The sequence below is a fragment of the Polaromonas sp. P4_F9 genome (assembly GCF_056401235.1).
Window position 1 is genome coordinate 13,949 of record NZ_JBFUJT010000018.1, and the last position, 23,049, is coordinate 36,997.

Below are 23,049 nucleotides of genomic sequence, written 5' to 3' on the forward strand. Positions count from 1 at the left end.
CGCATCGCGCGCTGGAGCAACTGACATGACACAACTCGTGGAAGTCAAAGTCCCCGACATCGGCGACTTCAAGGATGTCGCGGTGATCGAGGTGATGGTGAAGGTCGGCGAGACCATCGCCGTCGATACCGGCCTGGTCATGGTCGAGTCTGACAAGGCGTCGATGGAGATTCCCTCCACGCATGCCGGGGTCGTGAGGGAGATCAAGGTCAAGGTGAATGACAAGGTGAGCGAGGGGTCGGTGCTCTTGGTGGTCGAGGCCGCCGGAGTATCTTCCCCTCCCCCTCTGGGGGAGGGTAGGGTGGGGGCCGGGTCGCCGAGCGCTACTCCTTCGCCCGCCGCCGTGCCCCCACCCCAACCCTCCCCCAGAGGGGGAGGGAGCTATTCGGGCAAAGTGGATGTGGAGTGCGAAGTGCTGGTCCTCGGCGCCGGCCCCGGCGGCTATTCGGCCGCCTTCCGCAGTGCCGACCTCGGCATGAAGACGGTGCTGGTCGAACGCTACGCGACGCTGGGCGGCGTTTGCCTGAATGTCGGCTGCATCCCGTCCAAGGCGCTGCTGCACACCGCCTCGGTGATGGACGAAGTCGCGAACCTGCCAGACCACGGCATTAAGTACGGCCCGCCCGAGATCGACATCGACAAGCTGCGCGCCTTCAAGGATGGCGTCATCAAAAAACTCACCGGCGGCCTGGCTGGCATGGCCAAGGCGCGCAAGGTGGAAGTGCTCACCGGCGTCGGCAGCTTCCTCGATCCGCACCACCTGGAAGTTTCTTGGGCAGGCGGTGACAAGAAGATGGTGGTGAAGTTCGCCAAGGCCATCATCGCGGCCGGCAGCCAGGCGGTGCAGCTGCCTTTCATGCCCAAGGACGATCGCGTCGTCGATTCGACCGGGGCCCTGCGGCTCAAGTCCATCCCCAAGCGCATGCTGGTGGTGGGCGGCGGCATCATCGGGCTCGAGATGGCCACGGTGTATTCGACGCTGGGCACGCGCATCGACGTCGTCGAAATGCTCGACGGGTTGATGCCGGGCGCCGACCGCGACCTCGTCAAGGTCTGGGAGAAGATGAATGCGCCGCGCTTCGGCCACGTGATGCTCAAGACCAAGACCGTCGGGGCCAAGGCGACGAAGGCCGGCATCGAAGTGAGCTTCGAAGGCGAGAAGGCACCCAAGGAGGTGCAGCTCTATGACCTGGTGCTGGTGGCCGTGGGCCGCAGTCCCAATGGCAACAAGATCGCCGCCGACAAGGCCGGCGTCGCCGTGACGGAACGCGGTTTCATCAACGTCGACCGGCAAATGCGCACCAACGTGCCGCACATCTTCGCCATCGGCGACATCGTCGGGCAGCCGATGCTGGCGCACAAGGCGGTTCATGAGGCTCACGTGGCGGCCGAGGTCGCCCACGGCCAGCCGTCCTCGTTCGACGCCCGCCAGATTCCATCGGTGGCCTACACCGACCCCGAGATCGCCTGGGCCGGCAAGACCGAAGAGCAGTGCAAGGCCGAAGGCATCAAGTTCGGCAAAGCGGTGTTTCCCTGGGCGGCGTCGGGCCGTGCCATCGCCAACGGGCGCGACGAGGGCTTCACCAAGCTGATTTTCGACGAGGCCACGCACCGCGTGATCGGCGGCGGCATCGTCGGCACCCATGCGGGTGACCTGATCAGCGAGGTCTGTCTGGCGATCGAGATGGGCTGCGAGCCGGCCGATATCGGCAAGACCATTCACCCGCACCCGACGCTGGGCGAATCGATCGGCATGGCCGCCGAACTATTCGAAGGTGTGTGCACCGACCTGCCGCCGCAGAAGAAGAAATAGGACGCACGCCGCCATGCCCATTAAATTGGCTTTCGAGGTTGTGGGCAACGGCCCGCCCGTGGTCATCCTGCACGGTTTGTTCGGCGCTGGACGCAACTGGGCCCAGATCGCCCAGGCCCTGGGCCACTCGTACCGGTTCTACCTTCCCGACGCACGCAACCACGGTGCATCACCTTGGGCCGATGCCATGTCCTATCCCGACATGGCGCTCGATGTGCTGGCACTTATCGAGCGCGAGCAATTGCAGCAACCGATTCTGATCGGCCACAGCATGGGCGGCAAGACCGCCATGGCCCTGGCCCTGGAACACCCGCAAGCGATCGCCGGCTTGGCCGTGATTGACATCGCACCCGAACGCTACGGCGATCAGTTCTCGCTCTACGTGAAGGCCATGCGTCGCCTGGACGTTGCGGGGGCGACCAGTCGCAAGGCGGTCCGACAGGCGCTCGCGGACAGCCTGGGGGGCAGCGCCCCGGTTGACTTCCTGATGCAGAACCTCAGGCGTCATGACGAGCGCTTCGACTGGCGCATCAACCTGATGGCGACAGCCATGTGCATGCCTGATCTGTGCGGCTTTCCGCAGCCGCTGATGCGCAAGCACTACGCCGGGCCGGCCCTGTTCGTCGCCGGGGCGGACTCCGACTATGTGCGCGCCGACTCGCATGCGGATATCGAGCGTCTGTTTCCCCGCGCGCGCCTGGCGCATATCGACGATGCGGCGCACTGGGTCCATGCCGACCAGCCCGAGGCGCTGGTGCACGCCTTGCACGGCTGGCTGCGCGAGCTGGTCGAACCGCGCGCAGGGCACCCCTTGCCGGAGCTGGCGACGCACTAATTCGAATTCCAAACCTCACGACGGAGACCACCATGTCAGACAATTTACGCGAAGCCGCCCTCGACTACCACCGCTATCCCACGCCGGGCAAGATCTCGGTGACCCCGACCAAGGCCATGGCGACCCAGCGCGACCTCGGGCTGGCCTACTCGCCCGGCGTGGCCGAAGCCTGCCTGGCGATCGTGGAGGACCCGCGCGAGGCCGGCAACCTGACGGCGCGCAACAACCTGGTGGCGGTCATCACCAATGGCACGGCCGTGCTGGGACTGGGCAACATCGGCGCGCTGGCGGGCAAGCCGGTGATGGAAGGCAAGGGCTGCCTGTTCAAGAAGTTCGCCGGCATTGACGTCTTCGACATCGAGCTCGATGAACTCGATCCGGACAAGCTCATCGACACCATCGCACGCATGGAACCCACCTTCGGCGGCATCAACCTGGAAGACATCAAGGCGCCCGAGTGTTTCTACATCGAGAAGAAGCTGCGCGAGCGCATGAAGATTCCGGTGTTCCATGACGACCAGCATGGCACCGCCATCGTCGCCGCCGCGGCCATCCTGAACGCACTCAAACACGTCGACAAGGACATCAAGGAGGTCAAGCTGGTGGCCTCGGGCGCCGGCGCCGCCGCGCTGGCCTGCCTGGACCTGATCGTCAGCCTCGGGCTGCCGATGCGCAACGTGTTCGTGTCCGACAGCGCCGGCGTGGTCTATGCGGGCCGCAAGGAGCAGATGGACCCGAACAAGGCCCGTTACGCGCAGGAGACCTCGGCTCGCAAGCTGGCCGACATCATCGGCGGGGCCGACATCTTCCTGGGCCTGTCGGCCGGCGGCGTGCTCAAGCCCGAGATGGTCAAGACCATGGCGCGCGACCCCATCATTCTGGCGATGGCGAACCCGACGCCGGAGATCGAGCCGGCAGAGGCGCTGGCGGTTCGTCCCGACACGATCATGGGGACGGGCCGTTCGGACTACCCGAACCAGGTCAACAACGTGCTGTGCTTCCCGTTCATCTTCCGCGGCGCGCTGGACGTCGGCGCCACCACGATCAACGAGGAGATGAAGCTGGCAGCGGTCAGAGCCATCGCCGAGCTCGCCCATGCCGAGATTCCCGAGGTGGTGGCCCAGGCCTACGGGACCGTGGGCCTGCGTTTCGGTGCCGAGTACCTCATTCCCAAGCCGTTCGATCCGCGCTTGATCGAGGTCGTCGCTCCGGCAGTCGCCCAGGCGGCGATGGACAGCGGCGTGGCCACGCGCCCGATCGGTGACATGGACGCCTACCGCCAGCGGCTGAGCCAGTTCGTTTATCAGTCGGGTGGCGCGATGCAGCCGGTGTTCGCGGCAGCCAAGCGCGCGCCCAAGCGCGTGGTCTATGCCGAAGGCGAAGACGAGCGCGTGCTACGCGCGGCGCAGGTGGTGGTCGATGAAGGGCTGGCGCGTCCGCTGCTGGTCGGGCGACCCGAGGTGATCGCCCAGCGCATTGAACAGTTCGGGCTGCGCCTGCGACCGGGCGCTGACTGCGAATGTGTGAATCTGCTGGACCCCGCTGTCTATGGCAGCGCGGCCGACGCCTACTACCAGCTCGCCCGCCGTCATGGCGTGTCGCGCGCCACCGCGCGCAGCGAGATGCGCAGCCGCAGCTCGCTGCTCGGCGCGATGCTCGTGCGCGAGGGCGCCGCCGATGCCATGCTGTGCGGCACGCTGGGAAGCTATGCCGATCACCTGGGCCATGTGCGCGACGTGATTGGCCTGCGCGAGGGCACCCGGACTTTTGCCGCGATGCAGATGCTGATGCTGCCCGGGCGGCAGCTGTTCATCTGCGACACGCACGTCAACATCGATCCCACGGCCGGGCAGATCGCCGAGATCACGCTGCTGGCGGCCGAAGCCGTGCGGCGATTCGGCATCACACCGAGCGTGGCCCTGCTGTCGCATTCCAGCTTCGGCAGCTCCAATGCGCCTGCCGCGCTGAAGATGCGCGAAGCCCTGGCGCTGGTACAGGCGCGCGACCCCAGCCTCGCGGTCGACGGCGAGATGCGCGGCGACGCGGCGCTGTCCAAGGAGATTCTCGATCGCGAGTTCCCGGACTCGGGCCTGGCGGGCGAGGCGAATGTGCTGGTCATGCCCAACGTCGACGCCGCCAATATTTCCTACAACCTGCTGCGCATCGCGGCCGGCGGCGGCATCACCGTGGGTGGCATCCTGCTGGGCGCGGCGCGGCCGGTGCACATCCTCACGCCCTCGTCGACGGTGCGCCGCATCGTCAACATGACGGCGCTCGCTACGGTCGATGCGGCCGCACAGCGAGCCAAGACATGGGTCGCCGACTGAGCACGTCATGGATGCATCCTCCTTCTCTCCGGGCCAGCGCGGCGGCGCCAAGACCGCGCGCATTCCGATCAAGGTGGTGGCGGCACCCGCGCTGCCCAAGCCCGACTGGATCCGCGTGCGCCTGTCGCACAGCGAAACCTTTCGCGGCGTCAAGCAGGTGCTGCGCGAGCAGGGCCTGCACACGGTCTGCGAAGAGGCCGCGTGTCCCAACATCGGCGAGTGCTTCGGCAAAGGCACGGCCACGTTCATGGTCCTGGGCGACCTGTGCACTCGGCGCTGCCCCTTCTGCGACGTGGCGCACGGGCGCCCGCTGGCGCCGGATCCGCAGGAACCGCTGAAGCTCGCCGACACGGTGGCCCGGCTGCGCCTGAACCATGTGGTCATCACCAGCGTGGATCGCGACGATCTGCGCGATGGCGGGGCGGCGCATTTTGCGGCCTGCATCCGGGCGGTGCGCCGGCAATCGCCGCGCACGCGCATCGAGATCCTGACGCCGGATTTCCGGGGGCGGCTGGAGACGGCCCTGGACGTGCTGGCGGCGGATCCGCCAGACGTGATGAACCACAACCTGGAAACCGTGCCGCGCCTGTACCGCGAGGCCCGCCCTGGCGCCGATTACGCCCATTCCCTGGAACTGCTGCGCGCGTTCAAGCAGCATCGCCCCGGGGTGCTCACGAAGTCGGGCCTGATGCTGGGCTTGGGCGAAACCGACGACGAAGTGCTCGCCGTGATGGGCGACCTGCGCGCCCACGGCGTGGACATGCTCACGGTGGGCCAGTACCTGCAGCCGCGGCCCGGCAACCTGCCGGTGCGTCGCTATGTGGCACCACCGGCATTCGACGCACTGGCAGCGCAGGCGCGGCAGATGGGATTCACACATGCCGCCTGCGGGCCACTGGTGCGCTCCAGCTACCACGCAGACGTGCAGGCCGAGGCGGCGGGCGCCCAGCGCCAGCCAATGATCACTCATAACTGAAGGAGATATTCATGGACAAAGACACGGCCCCCAAGCCTTTTTACCAGTCGCTCTATTTCCAGGTCATCACGGCCATCGTGATCGGCGTGCTGCTGGGCCACTTTTATCCGGAAACGGGCGCCGCGATGAAGCCGTTGGGTGACGGCTTCATCAAGCTGATCAAGATGATCATCGCGCCCATCATCTTCTGCACCGTGGTGGTAGGCATCGCCGGCATGGAGGACATGAAGAAGGTTGGCAAGACCGGCGGTCTGGCGCTGCTGTATTTCGAGGTCGTCAGCAGCCTGGCGCTGGTGATCGGGCTGGTCATCATCAACCTGGTCGGGCCAGGCGTCGGGATGAACGTCGACCCGTCCGCTCTCGACACCAAGAGCATCGCGGCCTACACCGGCCCCGGCAAGATGCAGGGCACAGTCGACTTCCTGCTCAACGTGATCCCGGCTACGGTGGTCGATGCCTTCGCCAAGGGCGAGATCCTGCAGGTGCTGCTGTTCTCGGTGATGTTCGGCTTCGCGCTGCACAAGTTCGGCGGCCGCGGCACCCTGGTGTTCGACCTCATCGAAAAGGGTTCGCACGTGCTGTTCTCCATCGTCGGCATCATCATGAAGGTCGCCCCGATTGGTGCCTTCGGCGCGATGGCCTTCACCATCGGCAAGTACGGCGTCGGCTCGCTGCTCTCGCTGGGAAAGCTGATGGGCACCTTCTACCTCACCTGCCTGTTTTTCATCTTCGTGGTCTTGGGGCTCATCGCCAAACTGCATGGCTTCTCCATTTGGAAGTTCATCAAGTACATCAAGGAAGAACTGCTGATCGTGCTGGGCACCTCGTCGTCCGAGTCGGTGCTGCCGCGGATGATGGCCAAGATGGAGAACCTGGGCGCGCGCAAGTCCGTGGTCGGCCTGGTGATTCCCACCGGTTACTCCTTCAATCTCGACGGCACCTCGATTTACCTGACCATGGCCGCGGTATTCATCGCGCAGGCCACCAACACCCCGATGACGCTGACGCAGCAGCTGACGCTGCTGGGCGTGCTGCTGCTCACCTCCAAGGGTGCGGCAGGCATCACCGGCAGCGGCTTCATCGTGCTGGCCGCGACCCTGTCCGCCGTGGGCGGGGTGCCGGTGGCCGGCCTGGCACTGATCCTGGGCATCGACCGCTTCATGTCGGAGGCGCGTGCGCTGACGAATCTGATCGGCAATGGCGTCGCCACCGTGGTCGTGGCGCGCTGGACGGGTGATCTGGACATGCAGCGCATGCAGCGACAGCTCAATAACGAAACCGAAGCCGAGGCCCAAGAGCCGGAAGCCGTGCTGGACCAGGTCGAGCACCACATGCCGGCGCCCACGGCGGCCCAGGCCGCGCGCACCGACCAGGTCGCGCCGAACATGCCGCTGCCCGCAGCGCGCTGATGGATCTCCCGGAAGTTCGATCATGAGCGCAGCCACTCTCCGCGCCGGCACGCCGCACCGCATCGTCATCGTCGGCGGCGGCGCGGGCGGGCTGGAACTCGCCACCCGGCTGGGCGATACGCTGGGCCGCCGTGGCAAGGCGGAGGTGACGCTGATCGAGAAGACGCGCACCCATGTCTGGAAGCCCAAGCTGCACGAGATCGCCTCCGGCAGCATGGATATGAGCGCGCACGAGGTTGGCTACCTGGCGCAGTCGCACTGGCATCACTTCCGCTACCGCGTCGGCGAAATGGTGGGGCTGGACCGCGAGCGGCGTGAGGTGCTGGTGGCGCCCCATATCGACGACGAGGGCCAGCAGGTCACGCCGCGGCGCGTGTTCGGCTACGACACGCTGGTGATGGCCGTTGGCAGCCAGAGCAACGACTTCGGAACGCCCGGCGTGCGCGAGCACGCCATGCGGCTGGAGTGCGCGGCCGATGCGCTGCGCTTTCATTCCCGCATGGTCAATGCCTGCATCCGCGCTCATGCCCAGGCCACGCCGCTGCGGCCCGAGCAACTGCACGTCGCCATCATCGGCGCCGGCGCGACCGGGGTCGAACTGGCTGCCGAGTTGCACCGCACGACGCGACAGGTGGTGGCTTTCGGCCTGGACCGCGTCGATGCCGACAAGGACATCAAGGTGACGCTCATCGAGGCAGCCCCGCGCGTGCTGCCGGCGCTGCCACCGCGCCTGTCGCAAACCACCTCAGACCTGCTGCGCAAGCTGGGCGTGGAGGTGCACACCGACGCCAAGGTCGCCGAAGTCCACGCGGGCGGTGTCCGGTTGGCCGATGGGCGCGTGCTGCCGGCCGAACTGGTGGTGTGGGCCGCCGGCGTGAAGGCGCCGGACTTCCTGAAGGACATCGCGGGCCTGGAAACCAACCGGATCAACCAGCTGGTGGTGCATCCCACGCTGCAATCCACGCGGGACGAGAACATCTTCGCCATGGGCGACTGCGCGGCTTGCGAATGGCCGCAGGCCAACCAGGGCCAGGGCGGATTTGTGCCGCCCCGGGCCCAGGCCGCGCACCAGCAGGCTTCGCACATCGCCGGGCAGATCAGGCGCCGGCTGGCCGGCAAGCCCTTGCGCGAATACCGCTATCGCGATTTCGGCTCGCTCGTCTCGCTTGGTGAATTCAGCACCGTGGGCAACATGATGGGCGGCTTGATGGTCGAGGGCCTGTTCGCGCGGCTGATGTATGTCTCGCTTTACAAGATGCATGAATTGGCCTTGCACGGTTTCCCCAAGGTCGCGCTCGACACCCTGGCACGCCTGATTGTGCGGCGCACCGAGCCGCATGTGAAGCTGCATTGAACGTCACCTGTCCTTGCAGCACAACGTCGAGAAACAACCATCATGACTACACCATCCCGCGACCCCGGCGCCTGGATCCAGGATCTATTAAGCGCCCAGCAGACCACGCTGCGTACCCTGGGCACACAGGCGAGTACATTCTGGCTTGATGCCGCACCGGCCGACGCGCAGACCAAGGCGCAGTGGCAGTTTGCCCTGCGTCAGGTACAGGACGCGCTCAGCCCCGCCAACTTTCTGGCCACGAATCCCGAGGCGCTGCAGCTCGCGGTGGATTCCGGCGGCGCAAGCCTGGTAGAGGGCATGAGACTGTTCCTGCAGGATCTGGCCAAGGGCCGCATCTCGATGACTGACGACCAGGCGTTCGAGGTTGGCCGCAACGTGGCTACCACGCCAGGCAGCGTCGTGTTCGAGAACGAGCTGATCCAGCTCATCCAGTACGCCCCTGCCACCCCCAAGGTTTACGCGCGGCCGCTGTTGGTCGTGCCGCCATGCATCAACAAGTACTACATCCTTGATCTGCAGCCGGAGAACTCGCTGGTCGCACATGCCGTGGCGCAAGGGCATACCGTGTTCCTGGTCTCCTGGCGCAACGTGTCGGCCGCCCAAGGACACTTGGGATGGGACGACTACCTCGAACTGGGGGTGATCGCCGCCATCGACACGGCGCAGGCGATCAGCGGCGCCGATCGCGTCAATACCCTGGGGTTCTGCGTCGGCGGTACCTTGCTGGCCTGCGCGCTGGCGGTGCTGGCCGCACGCGGCCAGCAGAAGGCGTCCAGCATGACGCTGCTGACGACGATGCTGGACTTCTCGGACACCGGCGAGATCGGCCAGCTCGTGGACGAGCGCGGCGTCGCGATGCGTGAAACCACCATCGGCCACGGCGGCTTGCTGCAAGGGCGTGAGCTGGCCCAGGTGTTCGCGTCGCTGCGCGCCAACGACCTGATCTGGCCGTATGTAGTCAACGGGTATCTGAAGGGCAAGGCGCCGCCGGCGTTCGATCTGCTGTTCTGGAATGGCGACGACACCAACCTGCCGGGCCCGATGTTCTGCTGGTATCTGCGCAACGCCTACCTGGAAAACAAGCTGTCGGTGCCCGGGGCCACGCAACAGTGCGGTGAGGCGGTGGACTTCGGCCGCATCGAGGTCCCCGCTTTCCTCTATGCCTCGCGCGATGACCACATCGTGCCCTGGCGCACCGCCTATGCCAGCACGCGGCTGCTGGGCGGCGACACCACGTTCGTGTTGGGTGCCAGCGGCCACATCGCCGGCGTGATCAACCCGCCGGCCAAGAACAAGCGCAACCATTGGGTGGGCGACATCGACATCGAGCCGCAACACTGGCTGGACGCTGCGCAATCGGTCCCCGGCAGCTGGTGGCCGGCCTGGACCGACTGGCTGGCAGGCCATGCCGGGGCGCAGGTCAAGGCGCCCAAGCAGGCCGGCACACGCAAGTTTCCCGTGATCGAGCCCGCACCGGGCCGATACGTCAAGGAAAAGGCGGCATGACGCCGCCGGTTCATTTTTTCACCGTTATCCACCCCTGAAGGAGCTTTTATGTCCGATATCGTCATCGTCGCCGCTGCCCGCACTGCTGTGGGCAAGTTCGGCGGTACCCTGGCCAAAACCGCTGCGCCCGACTTGGGCGCCCATGTCGTGCGCGGGCTGCTGGCCCAGGCCGGTGTGCCCGGCGACGCGGTCAGCGAAGTGATACTGGGTCAGGTACTCACGGCCGGCGCCGGGCAGAACCCGGCGCGACAAACCGTCATCAAGGCCGGGCTGCCGCAGGGCGTGCCGGGCATGACGATCAACAAGGTTTGTGGCTCGGGGCTGAAGGCGGTGATGCTGGCCGCCCAGGCCATCAAGTGCGGCGACGCCGAGATCGTCGTCGCGGGCGGGCAGGAGAACATGAGCGCCGCGCCGCACGTGCTGCCGGGCTCGCGCGACGGCCAGCGCATGGGCGACTGGAAGCTGATCGACACCATGATCACCGACGGTCTCTGGGACGTCTACAACCAGTACCACATGGGCACCACGGCTGAAAATGTGGCCAAAAAGTACGGCATCACGCGCGAAATGCAGGATGCGCTGGCGCTGGCCTCGCAGCAAAAGGCGGCCGCGGCACAGGATGCGGGCAAATTCGCGGATGAGATCCTGCCCTTCACGATTGCGCAGAAGAAGGGGGACCCTATCGTGTTCACGGCCGACGAGTTCGTCAATCGCAAGACCAGCGCCGACGTCCTGGCCGGCCTGCGCCCGGCCTTTGACAAGGCCGGATCGGTGACCGCCGGCAATGCGTCGGGCCTCAACGATGGCGCTGCCGCCGTGCTGGTGATGAGCGCCAAGCGCGCCGCGGCGCTGGGCCTGAAGCCGCTGGCCGTGATCCGCGCCTACGCCAGCGCCGGCCTGGACCCCACCATCATGGGCATGGGTCCGGTTCCTGCCTCGCAGCTGTGCCTGAAAAAGGCCGGTTGGTCGGCGCAGGATCTGGACCTGATGGAGATCAACGAGGCCTTTGCCGCGCAGGCCTGCGCGGTCAACCAGGCGATGGAGTGGGACACCAGCAAGATCAACGTCAACGGCGGCGCCATTGCCATCGGCCATCCGATCGGCGCCTCGGGCTGCCGCATCCTGGTCACGCTGCTGCATGAGATGAAGCGCCGTGGCGCCAGCAAGGGCCTGGCCTCGCTGTGCATCGGCGGCGGCATGGGTGTGGCATTGGCCGTAGAAATGTGACTCCCCCCGAAGCGCCTTCGGCGCCTCCCCCTCAAGGGGGCAACACCAGCGGCCCGGCAAAGCCGGTTCCGCGGTGTTCGCTGGACGAGACCGAGATACATCTGACACAGTTTCAACAAGGAGAAATTAAATGACACAAGCAACACGCGTGGTTCTGGTCACGGGCGGCATGGGCGGCCTGGGCGAAACGATATCCACCAAGATGGTGGACGCCGGCTATAAAGTCGCGGTGACCTACTCGCCCGGCAACACCAAGCACGCCGAGTGGGTGGCCCAGATGAAGGCCAACGGTTATGACATCCTGGCCGTACCCTGCGACGTGGCCGACATCGATTCCTGCCACGCCGCGGTGGCGCGGGTGCAGGAAAAGCTGGGCGCTGTCGACGTGCTGGTCAATAACGCGGGCATCACGCGCGACATGACCTTCAAGAAGATGGACAAGGTCAACTGGGACGCGGTGCTGCGTACCAACCTCGACAGCCTGTTCAACATGACCAAGCAGGTCGCCGACAGCATGGTCGAGCGCAACTGGGGCCGCATCATCAATGTGTCCTCGGTGAACGGCTCCAAGGGCGCTTTCGGCCAGACCAACTACTCGGCGGCCAAGGCCGGCGTGCACGGCTTCACCAAGGCGCTGGCACTGGAGGTTGCGAAAAAAGGTGTCACCGTCAACACCATCTCGCCAGGCTACATCGGCACCAAGATGGTCACCGCCATCCCGCAGGAGGTGCTGGACTCCAAGATCCTGCCGAACATTCCGGTCGGGCGCCTGGGCAAGCCCGAAGAAGTGGCGGGTTTGATCATCTATCTGGCCTCTGAAGAAGCCGCCTTCGTGACCGGGGCCAATATCGCCATCAACGGCGGTCAACACATGCAATGAGGACAAGACCATGATCAAGTCAGGAATCGACCAGGACGCACTGGTCGCCCAATTCGCGCAGGCCACCGCCAAGCAGGGCGAAACCTTGCGCAAGACCGTGAGCGAGGTCACGCTGAAAGCCTTGCAGGGGCGCGAGCTGACGCTGGACAACATCCGCAAGGTGCTGAAGACGGTGACGCAGGCGGCCTCCACCGGCGCCGCGCAGAACCCGGCCAACGCGGTTGATGTCGAAGCCATGCTGGGCAAGGCCTTTGCGGGCATGGATGGCGCGTTGCTGCAGGCCGTCGAGGCCCACCGCAAGGCCTTGCAGCAGTTCATCGACCAGGGCCTGGACCTGAAGGACCGGCAGATGAAGGGCGCAATGGCCCATCTGGAGAAGATGGAGGACGTCTTTTTCACCACCGTCTCCAAGGCCACACAGGGCGCCGGCAGTTCTCTGCAAGCGCCGTGGCAGCAGGTGCTCCAAACCATGAAGGGCAAGGGCACCGACACGGGTGACCAGGCGAGCGCCGCCGTGGAACAGTTGGTGGAGCAGGCCCGCACAGCGATGCGAGCAGGCCGCGCCACCAGCATGAGCGCCACGCAGGCCATGATGGACAGCTACGCGTCGCTGGTCAGCGGCGTGCTGATCGGGATGTCCGAGGGATTGCAGCCGCAGGCCAAGGCGGCCGCCGGCCGCGCCCGTCGCGGTTGAGCGTCGCGCGCCAGATTGCGGGGTGACCTTAAGAAAAGGAAAAGTCTCATGGACCCCATTCTCCTGGCGCGCATGCAGTTCGCGGCCAATATCAGCTTTCACATCCTGTTTCCGACCATCAGCATCGCGCTGGGCTGGATGCTGCTGTTCTTTCGCTGGCGCTGGCTGACCACGCACGCCGGCGCCTGGCTCATCGCCTATCGCTTCTGGACGAAGGTGTTCGCGCTGACGTTCGCGCTGGGCGTGGTCTCGGGCATCACCATGAGCTTTCAGTTCGGCACCAATTGGCCGGGCTACATGGAGCAGGTGGGCAATGTCGCCGGGCCGCTGCTCGCCTTCGAGGTGCTCACGGCATTCTTCCTGGAGGCAGGTTTCCTGGGCATCATGCTGTTCGGCCACGGCCGTGTCAGCGAGCGCGTCCACCTGCTGTCGACCTTCTTCGTGGCCTTCGGCACCACGCTCAGCGCCTTCTGGATACTGGCGCTGAACTCGTGGATGCAGACACCGGCGGGGCATGAAGTGATCGCCGGCCAGTTCCACGTGAAGAGCTGGTTCGACGTGGTGTTCAACCCCTCGTTTCCGTACCGCCTCACCCATATGCTGCTGGCCTCGGCACTTACCGTGGCCTTCCTGCTGACCGGCATCAGCGCCTGGCAGGTGCTGCGAGGCTGCGCCAATGCGTCGACCCCGAAGGTGCTGCGGGTTGGCCTGACGCTCGCGGCCTTGCTGATCCCGGTGCAGATCTTCGTCGGAGACCTGCACGGCCTGAACACGCTCAAGCACCAACCGCAGAAGATCGCGGCCATGGAGGGCGTGTGGCTGACCGCGCGCGGCGCACCGCTGTTGCTGTTCGCCCTGCCGGATGGCGAGGCGCGCAAGAACCACTTCGAGATCGCGATCCCGAAGCTGGCCAGCCTGATCCTCACCCACGAGGCCGATGGCGAGATCAAGGGCCTGGACGAATTCCGCGACCGCCACCCACCGGCGCTGCCCATGTTCCTCGCTTTTCGCGCGATGGTCGGCATGGGTGTGTTGATGCTGCTGGTGAGCTGGGCCGGCTGGTGGCTGTACCGCCGCTGCGGGTGGCAGGCGCACTGGCTGCCGCGATGGCTGCTGTGGGGCCTGGCCGGCATGACCTTTTCGGGCTGGGTGGCGACCCTGGCCGGCTGGTACGTGACCGAGATCGGGCGCCAGCCCTACATCGTGTTCGGCCTGCTGCGCACCGCCGATGTGGCGTCCGCCGTGCCGGCGCCGATGATCGCGCTGACGCTGGCGATGTACGTGGCGCTCTACCTCGCGCTGATCCTCGCCTACGTGGCGGTCATCAAATACATGGCCGAGAAGCCTGGGCACGTCCTGGACCCCGATACCGACATGCCGGCTGCGGTGGTCGCTGGGAGCCAGGTATGAGCCGCCGGGCCGCTCCCAAGGCTCATGGCACCGCAGCCCGCAGGGCGGAGGTTATGCAATGACTTTCGACGAGTTCCTGCCGGTGATCTTCATGGCGCTGATGGGCGTGGCCATGCTGATCTACGTGATCAGCGACGGCTACGACCTGGGCGTGGGCATGCTGTTGCCGCGCGCCAACGATGCCGAGAAGGACGTGCTGATCGCGTCGATCGGGCCGTTCTGGGACGCCAACGAAACCTGGCTGGTGCTGGGCATCGGTATCTTGCTGGTCGCCTTTCCGAAGGCGCATGGCCTGGTGCTCAGCGAGCTCTACCTGCCCGTGGCGCTGATGCTGGTGGGCCTCACGCTACGCGGTGTGGCGTTCGATTTTCGCGTCAAGGCCAAGGCCGACCACAAGCCGATGTGGGACCGGATGTTCTTTGCCGGTTCCACCCTCGCCGCCGTGGCGCAGGGCTGGATGCTCGGCCGCTACGTCAGTGGGTTCGGCGAGGGCTGGAACTACCCCCTCTTTGCCGCCGCGATCGCCGCGGCACTGCCGATGGCGTACGTGCTGCTCGGTGCCGCCTGGCTGATCATGAAGACGGAGGGCGCCCTGCAGCAAAAGGCAATCGACTGGGCCAAGATCGCCTGGGGTCCGATGGTCGTCGGCCTGGCGCTGATCTCGCTGGCCACGCCATGGATCAGCGCCACCGTGCGCGAGCGCTGGTTCACGCTGCCGGCAGTGATCGCCCTCATGGCCATTCCATTGGTCACTGTCGCGGCGCTGCTGACCGTGCGCCGCCTGCTCGACACCCGCATCGTGCGCGGGCCCTTGTGCTGGTTGCCGTTCGTGCTGCTGATCGGGGTGTTCGTGCTGGGCTTTCTGGGGCTGGCTTACAGCCTCTATCCGTATGTGGTGATCGACCGCCTGACCATCTGGCAGGCCGCCAGCAGTCCGGCGGCGCTAAAAGTCATCCTGTTCGGCGTATGCATCTCGGTGCCGGCGATCGCGGCCTACACGGTGTTCTCGTACCGCGTGTTCCGCGGCAAGGCGACCGAGCTCAAGTACGCATGACCGCGCATGCCTGTCTAGATGAACGCGGACTGCTTCGTGGCACACTTGAGCCGTTCTTGCAAGGAGCCGCGATCATCACCCCGAATGGCGTGCGCCGGGTAGAGACCGGCTTGAAAAAAACCTGGCCCATCCGCGCGTTGGGCTGGATCGTATCGCTCGCGATCATCGCGGCCGCCGCGCAGGCGACTCATGATGCGGCCATGCGGTCCGGGCTCGATCGCCTGCGCGATGCGGCCGGGCACCGGCTCGACATGGTGGGTGTGGGGCTGGAGAGCGATCTGGCGCGTTACGAGTACCTGCCTTCGCTGCTGGAGATGACGCCCGGCGTCTTCGCCCTGCTGGCCGCCCCCGGCAACCCGGTTTTGCGCGACGAGGTCAACCGTTACCTGCAGGGCATCAACGCCACGGCGGGCGCGTCCAATCTGTATGTGCTGGACCGTGCGGGCGTCGCCCTGGCCGCCTCTGACTGGAGTGATCCGGGTACGCCGGTCGGCACGGACCTCTCGTTTCGGCCTTACGTGAAGGAAGCGCTGGCGCACGGCCGGGGCCGCTTTTACGGCGTCGGCATCACCAGCAAGCGCGCCGGCTACTACCTGTCCTACGCCTTGCCGCGCCAGGGGCCACAGCGTGGCGTGGCGACCGTGAAGGTCAACCTTGAAGAGGCGGAAGCCGCCTGGAAAAAACTCCCCGGCACGGTGCTGCTGGTCGATGAACGCGGCGTGGTCATTCTGTCCTCGCGCGAAGAATGGAAGTTCCGGCCGCTGACCGCGCTGGCGCCGCAGGTGCTGGCCGATATCGTCAGCACGCGGCCCTACGGTGAGGCCACGCTGGCACCGCTGGACTGGCGCGAGGCGGAACGCCAGCCCGGCGATCCGGTCCTGGCCAGCGTGGACGGCATCGGCTACCTGAGCTCGGCGCGGCCTGTGCGCCAGTCCGGCTGGCGCCTGGTGGTGCTCGACGAGATGGCGCCGGTACGCGCCGGCGCCCGCTATTCCGCCATCACCGCCGCGCTGGGCACTTCGGTGTTGCTGCTGTTGGCGATGGTGCTGTGGCAGCGCCAGCGCGCCATACATCACAAGCTCGCCAGCCGAACTGCACTGCAGGCCGCACACGACAGCCTCGAAGCCAAGGTTGCGGTGCGCACGGCCGAACTGCGACGCACCGTGGCCTTGCTGGGCGAGGAGGTCGAGGCGCGCAAGGCGATCGAGGCCGATCTGCGGGCCACGCAAAGCGATCTGGTGCACGCCGGGAAAATGGCCGCGCTGGGCCAGATGTCGGCCGGTGTGGTGCATGAACTCAACCAGCCGCTGGGCGCCCTGCGCACGCTGTCGGACAACGCTTGCGTGCTGCTGGAGCAGGATCGGCTGGACGACGTGCGCGGCAATCTGCTGCGCATTGCGCACCTCGTGGATCGCCTCGGCCGCCTGACCTACCAGCTCAAGGCGTTTGCCCACAAAGCCAGCCCGGTGCGCGTGCCGGCGGCCTTGCAGCAGGTCATCGCCAACGCGCAGTTCCTGGTTTCGCAACGCCTGCGCGATAACGGCGTGGAACTGGTGGTGCAGGTGCAGCCCGCCGCCCTGGCCGCCCTGGCCGACGAGGCGCGGCTGGAGCAGGTGCTGGTCAATCTGCTGGGCAATGCCATCGATGCCATGGCGGCGTCCCCGCTGCGGCGCCTGCAGGTGCAAGCCGGCGTGGTCGACCCGGCGCCGGACCGCTGCCTCATCCGGGTCAGCGACACCGGTCCCGGCATTCGCGCCGACATCCTGGCGCACCTGTTCGAGCCTTTCATCACCAGCAAGCCGGCCGGCACCGGTCTGGGATTGGGCCTGATGATCTCGGCGCACATCGTGCGCGAGTTCGGCGGCAGCCTGCGGGCCCACAACCTGGATGGCGCAGGCGCCTGCTTTGAAATCGAATTGCCACTGGCCAATCCACAGGAGACAGAAACCCATGAGTGACGCACAGCCCATCCGGGTGATCTTCGTCGAGGACGACGCCGATGTACGCCTGGGAAGCACCCAGGCGCTGGAGCTGGCCGGGCTGGCCGTCGACAGCTTTGCCTCGGTCGAGGAGGCGCGCGCACGCATTCGGGCCGGCGTGCCGGCCGTGGTGCTGAGCGATGTCAAGCTGCCCGGCATGAGCGGCACCGACTGGCAAAACGAGATTCGCGCCATCGACGCCGATCTGCCGGTGATCCTGGTCACCGGCCACGGCGACATCGCGATGGCCGTGCAGGCGATGCGCCAGGGGGCCTATGACTTCATCGAGAAGCCTTTTTCATCGGAGCACCTGGTCGCGGTGGTGCGCCGCGCCGCCGAAAAGCGGTATCTCACGCTGCAGGTGCAGGCGCTGCGCGACCAACTGGAGAACTGGCATGGCATCCAGGCCGTGCTGCTGGGGCGCTCGGCCCAGATGCAGCAGGTGCGCCGCACCGTGCTGACCCTGGCGGCCACGTCGGCCGACGTGGTGATCTACGGCGAGACCGGCACCGGCAAGGACCTGGTGGCGCGCTGCCTGCACGAGCACAGTGACCGGCGCCGCGCCAACTATGTGCCGCTGAACTGCGGTGGCATGTCCGAGGCGCTGGCCGAGAGCGAACTGTTCGGCCACGAAGTGGGCTCCTTCACCGGCGCCACGCGCGTGCGCATCGGCAAGTTCGAGCATGCCCAGGGCGGCACCTTGTTCCTGGACGAAATCGAGAGCATGCCGATGGCCGTGCAGATCAAGTTCTTGCGCGCCTTGCAGGAACGCAGCATCGAGCGCATCGGCTCCAACAAGGCGATCCCCGTCGATTGCCGCGTGATCGCCGCGTCGAAGGACGATTTGAAAAGCCTGAGTGACAGGCACAAATTCCGTGCCGACCTGTACTACCGGATCGGCGTGGCCTTCATCGAACTGCCGCCACTGCGCGAGCGGCGCGAGGACATCCCGCTGCTATTCGAACACTTCACGCTGCTGGCGGCGAGCCGCTACCAACGGGTTGCGCCCCTGCTCAGCAGTTCGCAGCTGGCCGAGTTGATTGCCTATGCCTGGCCCGGCAATGTGCGCGAGTTGCACAATGTGGCGGACCGCTTCGTGCTGGGTTTGCTGGGGGATTGCCTGAATTTGACAACAGCGACTCACGCATTGTCCAGCAGCCTGCCGGAGCAAGTCGAGCACTTCGAGCGCGCCATGATCACCGAAGAGCTGAGGCGCCATCACGGTGATGTGGCTCACACCACCAAAGCGCTTGGGCTGCCCAAGCAGACTCTGTATGACAAGCTTCGTCGCCTGCAAATCTCCATAGACGCGTTCAGACAGGAGGATTGAGTCAGCGATGGCAAGCGGTCAACTGCTTTTTCTTTCGATGAATCGGTTGCGCAGTGTGTTACTAATTTAATAGCAAAATGGCGAAATTACAGGTCCAGCATCAATTTCAGGTTTTGCACGGCCGCACCGGATGCGCCCTTGCCCAGGTTGTCCAGCCGCGCAATCAGCACCGCATGGCGGTACGTTTCGTTGCCGAACACGCGCAACTCCATCTTGTTGGTGTCATTGAGCGCCAAGGCATCCAGCTTGCCGGAGTCGGGCGCGGCTTCCACCGTCACCCATTCACTGCCTGCGTAATGCCGGGCCAGCACGTCGTGCAGCTGCGCGGTCGTCGGTTTGCCAGGCAGCAGATCCAGGTGCAGCGGCAGCTGCACCAGCATGCCCTGCTTGAAGTTGCCAACCGACGGAATGAACACCGGGCGGCGCGTCAGGCCGGTGTATTTCATGATTTCGGGCAGGTGTTTGTGCTCCAGGCCCAAGCCGTAAACCTCGAACAGGGGCGCGGTGCCCGCCTCATAAGCCTCGATCATCTGCCGTCCGCCACCGGAATAGCCGCTCACCGAGGGAAGGCTCAGGGGGAAGTCGGCCGCAATCAGGCCGGCATCCACCAGCGGCCGGATCAGTGCAATTGCGCCGGTCGCATAGCAGCCCGGATTGCCGACGCGATCCGCCGCCACCACGGCGGCGCGTTGCGTGGCGGTGAGCTCCGGAAAGCCATAAACCCAGCCCGGCGTGGTGCGGTGGGCGGTGGAGGCGTCGATGATCTTGGGTTTTTTGCCCCCGTCGCCTGGCAGTGCGTCTATCATGGCGACTGATTCGCGTGCCGCGTCGTCGTGCAGGCACAGAATCACCAGGTCCACCTGTGCCATCAGGTCGCGCTTGGCCGCCGCATCCTTGCGCAGCTCGGGTGCGATGCTGACCAGCTCGATGTGGGGCATGGCTTGCAGCCGTTCACGGATTTGCAGGCCGGTGGTTCCGGCTTCTCCATCAATAAAAATTTTGGGCATAAGAACTTTCAGGGGGACGGACGGGTTACCGGTGACTGCCCGGGAGCGCCTGTCTGGGGCTAAATTGCTAAGTAAGAACCGCACAATAATTGTGCATCGCAGCATGATACAGTTCCATCTTGCTGCCTGCAGTGACCGTTAACATGGTGTTTCGGGGCCTGTTTCGTATTTTCAACAGTCTCTTTCCAAATTCCTGTTGCACTCCTTTTTTACTGAATTCTGAAGGTTTTTCATGAAAATTCACGAGTACCAAGGCAAGGAAATCTTGCGCAATTTTGGTGTGCCAGTGCCGCGCGGGATTCCTGCGTTCACCGTGCAGGAAGCGGTCGAAGCCGCACAGAAGCTGGGCGGCCCTGTCTGGGTGGTCAAGGCTCAAATCCATGCGGGCGGCCGCGGCAAGGGTGGCGGCGTCAAGCTGGCCCGCAGCATTGATGAAGTGAAAAAGCTCGCCGGCGAAATACTCGGCATGCAGTTGATCACGCACCAGACCGGCCCTGAAGGCCAGAAGGTCCGCCGCCTCTTGATTGAAGACGGCGCCGACATCAAGAAAGAATACTACGTGTCCGCCGTGACCGACCGCGCCACCCAGAAAGTGGCGTTCATGGCCTCCTCCGAAGGCGGCATGGACATCGAGGAAGTGGCCCACGCCACGCCCGAGAAAATCATCAAGGTGTTTATCGATCCGGCCACCGGCCTGACCGATGCACAGGCCAAGGAGCTGGCCGACGGCATGACCGTGCCGCCGGGCTCCACCGCCCAGGCCGTGGATGTGCTCAAAAAGCTCTACAAGTGCTACATGGAAACCGACTGCAGCCTGGCCGAGATCAACCCGCTGATCCTCGAAGGCAACGGCAATATCAAGGCACTCGACGCCAAGTTCAACTTCGACCCCAACGCGCTGTTCCGCCACCCTGAAATCGTGGCCTTCCGCGATCTGGACGAGGAAGATCCTGCCGAAGTCGAAGCCAGCAAGTTCGACCTGGCCTACATCAGCCTGGACGGCAACATCGGCTGCCTGGTCAACGGTGCCGGACTGGCCATGGCGACCATGGACACCATCAAGCTGTTCGGCGGCGAGCCGGCCAACTTCCTGGACGTGGGCGGCGGCGCCACCGCGGAGAAAGTCACCGAAGCCTTCAAGATCATGCTGAAGAACCCCGATGTCAAGGGCATCCTGGTCAACATCTTTGGCGGCATCATGAAGTGCGACACCATCGCCGATGGCGTCATCACCGCCTGCAAGGCCGTGAACCTGTCGGTTCCACTGGTCGTGCGCATGAAGGGCACCAACGAAGACCTGGGCAAGAAAATGCTGGCGGACTCCGGTCTGCCCATCATTGCCGCAGACACCATGGCCGAGGCCGCGACCAAAATCGTCGCTGCCGTGAAGTAAGCCATCAAGCCCAGGAGAAACAAGCATGTCGATCTACATCAACAAACACACCAAAGTCATCACGCAAGGCATCACCGGCAAGACCGGGCAGTTCCACACCCGCATGTGCCGCGACTACGCGAACGGCAAAGAGTGCTTCGTCGCTGGCGTGAACCCGAAGAAAGCCGGCGAAGATTTCGAAGGCATCCCGATTTATGCCAACGTCACCGAAGCCGCCAAAGCCACCGGTGCGACGGTGTCGGTGATTTATGTGCCGCCAGCCGGCGCGGCAGCCGCCATCTGGGAAGCTGTGGAAGCCAACCTCGATCTGGCGATCTGCATCACCGAAGGCATTCCCGTGCGGGACATGCTGGAAGTGCGCAACCGCATGAAGGCCAAGGAAGCTGCTGGCGGCAAGAAAACCCTGCTGCTGGGACCCAACTGCCCAGGTCTCATCACGCCCGAAGAAATCAAGATCGGCATCATGCCCGGTCACATCCACCGCAAGGGCCGCATTGGCGTGGTCAGCCGCTCCGGCACGCTGACCTATGAAGCCGTGGCGCAGCTGACCGAAATCGGCCTGGGCCAGTCCAGCGCCGTGGGCATTGGTGGTGACCCGATCAATGGCCTGAAGCACATCGATGTGATGAAAGCCTTCAACGACGACCCTGACACCGATGCCGTCATCATGATTGGCGAGATCGGCGGCCCCGATGAAGCCGAAGCGGCCCAATGGTGCAAGGCCAACATGAAAAAGCCGATCGTCGGCTTCATCGCTGGCGTGACTGCACCGGCCGGCAAACGCATGGGCCACGCAGGTGCGCTGATTTCCGGCGGTGCCGACACGGCCGACGCCAAGCTGGCCATCATGGAAGAGTGCGGCTTCACCGTGACGCGCAATCCTTCCGAAATGGCCAAGCTGCTCAAGGCGTTGCTCTAAGACGCGCAAGACGTCGGGTCAAAACTCGATTCAGGAAACTTGATCGCGGTCAAGTGCGTAAGCAGTAATACCAATCGTGGCGAGCCCCAATGGGGCTTAGACTCATCAAAAACAAAAAAGCGCTTTCCGGCGCTTTTTTAATTCATAACAGGAGATACCATGTTTTTTGGTCTGGACTTGATGTCCCCCCTTTTCTGGAGCGCCTTTGGCTCCATCGTGCTGGCCAATATCGTCCTGTCGGGTGATAACGCCGTGGTGATTGCCATGGCTGCCAGGACGCTGGAGCCGCATCAGCGGAGCAAGGCGATTTTCTGGGGTAGTGCCGCAGCCATCGTCATGCGGATCGTCCTGACCATTGTGGCAATCCAGCTGTTGACCTTGCCCTACCTGAAGATCATCGGCGCCATTTTGCTCGTTTACATTGGCGTGGACCTGCTCAAGGGCGAAGAAGAAGAAGACGGTGAAGGTCATCATATCAACGGCATGATGGCCGCCATCCGCACCATCCTGATTGCTGACCTGGTCATGAGTCTGGACAACGTGCTGGCCGTGGCCGCAGCCGCGAAGGGTAATTTGCCCCTGCTGGTGCTGGGTCTGCTGGTGAGCATTCCGCTGATTATTTTCGGCGCAACGCTGCTCACCAAGGTCATGGAGCGCTTCCCGATCATTATCACGATTGGTGCTGCCCTGCTTGGATTCCTGGCGGGTGAAATGCTGCTGACCGATCCGGCCGTCACGACCCAATTTGGCGTTGTCGGTGAGCAAACGGTTACGTTTGGCGGCATCCTGGGGGCTGTCCTGGTCGTGGCGCTGGGGACTTACCTCACAAAACTTCAGCAAAAGAAACAATCGGCCACCTGAGTTTCAGGGGATGACCTGACTCGTTTGCTTTCCAGCCGACGGGTCGGGGGCTGTTAACAAGCCTCAAACGGC

The 23,049-nt window shown here is 64.8% G+C and carries 18 protein-coding genes; 17 read left to right on the top strand and 1 reads right to left on the bottom strand.

What is annotated here, in order from left to right; genetic code table 11:
• Positions 1 to 25 precede the first annotated feature (25 nt).
• The 14 genes from lpdA (at position 26) to AC1DUB_RS16800 (ending at position 18,797) form a co-directional block, all read left to right on the top strand.
• Entirely contained in the window at positions 26 to 1,813 is a 1,788-nt protein-coding gene (gene lpdA / locus AC1DUB_RS16735) for a dihydrolipoyl dehydrogenase (protein ID WP_477730472.1), read from the top strand.
• A 13-nt stretch (positions 1,814 to 1,826) separates the two neighbouring features.
• The gene (locus AC1DUB_RS16740) at positions 1,827 to 2,648 is read left to right on the top strand and encodes an alpha/beta fold hydrolase (RefSeq protein WP_477730473.1); all 822 of its coding nucleotides are present in this window, start codon (positions 1,827 to 1,829) and stop codon (positions 2,646 to 2,648) included.
• 32 nt (positions 2,649 to 2,680) lie between these two features.
• On the top strand, positions 2,681 to 4,975 hold the full coding sequence (locus AC1DUB_RS16745) for an NADP-dependent malic enzyme (RefSeq protein WP_477730474.1): 2,295 nt from the start codon (positions 2,681 to 2,683) through the stop codon (positions 4,973 to 4,975).
• A 7-nt stretch (positions 4,976 to 4,982) separates the two neighbouring features.
• Positions 4,983 to 5,951 (top strand): lipoyl synthase, encoded by a 969-nt coding sequence (gene lipA, locus AC1DUB_RS16750; protein WP_477730475.1) that lies wholly within the window; start codon positions 4,983 to 4,985, stop codon positions 5,949 to 5,951.
• Between the two features lie 11 nt (positions 5,952 to 5,962).
• Positions 5,963 to 7,360: a dicarboxylate/amino acid:cation symporter gene (locus tag AC1DUB_RS16755; protein ID WP_477730476.1), complete on the top strand. Its 1,398-nt coding sequence runs from the start codon at positions 5,963 to 5,965 to the stop codon at positions 7,358 to 7,360.
• A 22-nt stretch (positions 7,361 to 7,382) separates the two neighbouring features.
• Positions 7,383 to 8,714, top strand: coding sequence for an NAD(P)/FAD-dependent oxidoreductase (locus AC1DUB_RS16760; protein ID WP_477730477.1), 1,332 nt, complete (start codon positions 7,383 to 7,385; stop codon positions 8,712 to 8,714).
• Positions 8,715 to 8,756: 42 nt separating this feature from the next.
• Positions 8,757 to 10,223 (top strand): PHA/PHB synthase family protein, encoded by a 1,467-nt coding sequence (locus tag AC1DUB_RS16765; RefSeq protein WP_477730478.1) that lies wholly within the window; start codon positions 8,757 to 8,759, stop codon positions 10,221 to 10,223.
• 48 nt (positions 10,224 to 10,271) lie between these two features.
• Complete coding sequence (locus tag AC1DUB_RS16770) at positions 10,272 to 11,450, top strand: acetyl-CoA C-acetyltransferase (RefSeq protein ID WP_477730479.1); 1,179 nt, start codon at positions 10,272 to 10,274, stop codon at positions 11,448 to 11,450.
• Between the two features lie 130 nt (positions 11,451 to 11,580).
• A complete protein-coding gene (gene phbB / locus AC1DUB_RS16775) occupies positions 11,581 to 12,330 on the top strand; it encodes an acetoacetyl-CoA reductase (protein WP_477730480.1) in 750 nt (249 codons plus the stop codon).
• A 10-nt stretch (positions 12,331 to 12,340) separates the two neighbouring features.
• On the top strand, positions 12,341 to 13,024 hold the full coding sequence (locus tag AC1DUB_RS16780) for a DUF6781 family protein (protein ID WP_477730481.1): 684 nt from the start codon (positions 12,341 to 12,343) through the stop codon (positions 13,022 to 13,024).
• A gap of 48 nt (positions 13,025 to 13,072) precedes the next feature.
• A complete protein-coding gene (locus tag AC1DUB_RS16785) occupies positions 13,073 to 14,434 on the top strand; it encodes a cytochrome ubiquinol oxidase subunit I (protein WP_477730482.1) in 1,362 nt (453 codons plus the stop codon).
• A 58-nt stretch (positions 14,435 to 14,492) separates the two neighbouring features.
• Entirely contained in the window at positions 14,493 to 15,488 is a 996-nt protein-coding gene (locus AC1DUB_RS16790; RefSeq protein WP_477716430.1) for a cytochrome d ubiquinol oxidase subunit II, read from the top strand.
• 110 nt (positions 15,489 to 15,598) lie between these two features.
• A complete protein-coding gene (locus tag AC1DUB_RS16795; RefSeq protein ID WP_477730483.1) occupies positions 15,599 to 17,446 on the top strand; it encodes a sensor histidine kinase in 1,848 nt (615 codons plus the stop codon).
• A complete protein-coding gene (locus tag AC1DUB_RS16800; RefSeq protein ID WP_477730484.1) occupies positions 17,439 to 18,797 on the top strand; it encodes a sigma-54-dependent transcriptional regulator in 1,359 nt (452 codons plus the stop codon). The genes AC1DUB_RS16795 and AC1DUB_RS16800 overlap by 8 nt, the downstream gene beginning before the upstream one ends.
• An 86-nt stretch (positions 18,798 to 18,883) precedes the next feature.
• Here the strand turns inward: AC1DUB_RS16800 and argC are convergent, their stop codons facing one another.
• Complete coding sequence (argC, locus tag AC1DUB_RS16805; RefSeq protein WP_477730485.1) at positions 18,884 to 19,804, bottom strand: N-acetyl-gamma-glutamyl-phosphate reductase; 921 nt, start codon at positions 19,802 to 19,804, stop codon at positions 18,884 to 18,886.
• Positions 19,805 to 20,036: 232 nt separating this feature from the next.
• Between argC and sucC the strand changes: the two genes are divergently transcribed.
• The 3 genes from sucC to AC1DUB_RS16820 all read left to right on the top strand — a co-directional run bounded on the left by sucC (position 20,037) and on the right by AC1DUB_RS16820 (position 22,977).
• Positions 20,037 to 21,197, top strand: coding sequence for an ADP-forming succinate--CoA ligase subunit beta (gene sucC / locus AC1DUB_RS16810; protein ID WP_477716426.1), 1,161 nt, complete (start codon positions 20,037 to 20,039; stop codon positions 21,195 to 21,197).
• A 25-nt stretch (positions 21,198 to 21,222) separates the two neighbouring features.
• A complete protein-coding gene (sucD, locus tag AC1DUB_RS16815; protein ID WP_477716425.1) occupies positions 21,223 to 22,116 on the top strand; it encodes a succinate--CoA ligase subunit alpha in 894 nt (297 codons plus the stop codon).
• A gap of 159 nt (positions 22,117 to 22,275) precedes the next feature.
• Entirely contained in the window at positions 22,276 to 22,977 is a 702-nt protein-coding gene (locus tag AC1DUB_RS16820) for a TerC family protein (protein ID WP_477730486.1), read from the top strand.
• Positions 22,978 to 23,049: the final 72 nt, after the last annotated feature.

Excerpts from the sequence above, each read along its gene's own strand:
- lpdA (WP_477730472.1), top strand. The coding sequence starts at position 26 with ATGACACAACTCGTGGAAGTCAAAGTCCCCGACATCGGCGACTTCAAG.
- AC1DUB_RS16740 (WP_477730473.1), top strand. The coding sequence starts at position 1,827 with ATGCCCATTAAATTGGCTTTCGAGGTTGTGGGCAACGGCCCGCCCGTG.
- AC1DUB_RS16745 (WP_477730474.1), top strand. The coding sequence starts at position 2,681 with ATGTCAGACAATTTACGCGAAGCCGCCCTCGACTACCACCGCTATCCC.
- lipA (WP_477730475.1), top strand. The coding sequence starts at position 4,983 with ATGGATGCATCCTCCTTCTCTCCGGGCCAGCGCGGCGGCGCCAAGACC.
- AC1DUB_RS16755 (WP_477730476.1), top strand. The coding sequence starts at position 5,963 with ATGGACAAAGACACGGCCCCCAAGCCTTTTTACCAGTCGCTCTATTTC.
- AC1DUB_RS16760 (WP_477730477.1), top strand. The coding sequence starts at position 7,383 with ATGAGCGCAGCCACTCTCCGCGCCGGCACGCCGCACCGCATCGTCATC.
- AC1DUB_RS16765 (WP_477730478.1), top strand. The coding sequence starts at position 8,757 with ATGACTACACCATCCCGCGACCCCGGCGCCTGGATCCAGGATCTATTA.
- AC1DUB_RS16770 (WP_477730479.1), top strand. The coding sequence starts at position 10,272 with ATGTCCGATATCGTCATCGTCGCCGCTGCCCGCACTGCTGTGGGCAAG.
- phbB (WP_477730480.1), top strand. The coding sequence starts at position 11,581 with ATGACACAAGCAACACGCGTGGTTCTGGTCACGGGCGGCATGGGCGGC.
- AC1DUB_RS16780 (WP_477730481.1), top strand. The coding sequence starts at position 12,341 with ATGATCAAGTCAGGAATCGACCAGGACGCACTGGTCGCCCAATTCGCG.
- AC1DUB_RS16785 (WP_477730482.1), top strand. The coding sequence starts at position 13,073 with ATGGACCCCATTCTCCTGGCGCGCATGCAGTTCGCGGCCAATATCAGC.
- AC1DUB_RS16790 (WP_477716430.1), top strand. The coding sequence starts at position 14,493 with ATGACTTTCGACGAGTTCCTGCCGGTGATCTTCATGGCGCTGATGGGC.
- AC1DUB_RS16800 (WP_477730484.1), top strand. The coding sequence starts at position 17,439 with ATGAGTGACGCACAGCCCATCCGGGTGATCTTCGTCGAGGACGACGCC.
- argC (WP_477730485.1), bottom strand. The coding sequence starts at position 19,804 with ATGCCCAAAATTTTTATTGATGGAGAAGCCGGAACCACCGGCCTGCAA.
- sucC (WP_477716426.1), top strand. The coding sequence starts at position 20,037 with ATGAAAATTCACGAGTACCAAGGCAAGGAAATCTTGCGCAATTTTGGT.
- sucD (WP_477716425.1), top strand. The coding sequence starts at position 21,223 with ATGTCGATCTACATCAACAAACACACCAAAGTCATCACGCAAGGCATC.
- AC1DUB_RS16820 (WP_477730486.1), top strand. The coding sequence starts at position 22,276 with ATGTTTTTTGGTCTGGACTTGATGTCCCCCCTTTTCTGGAGCGCCTTT.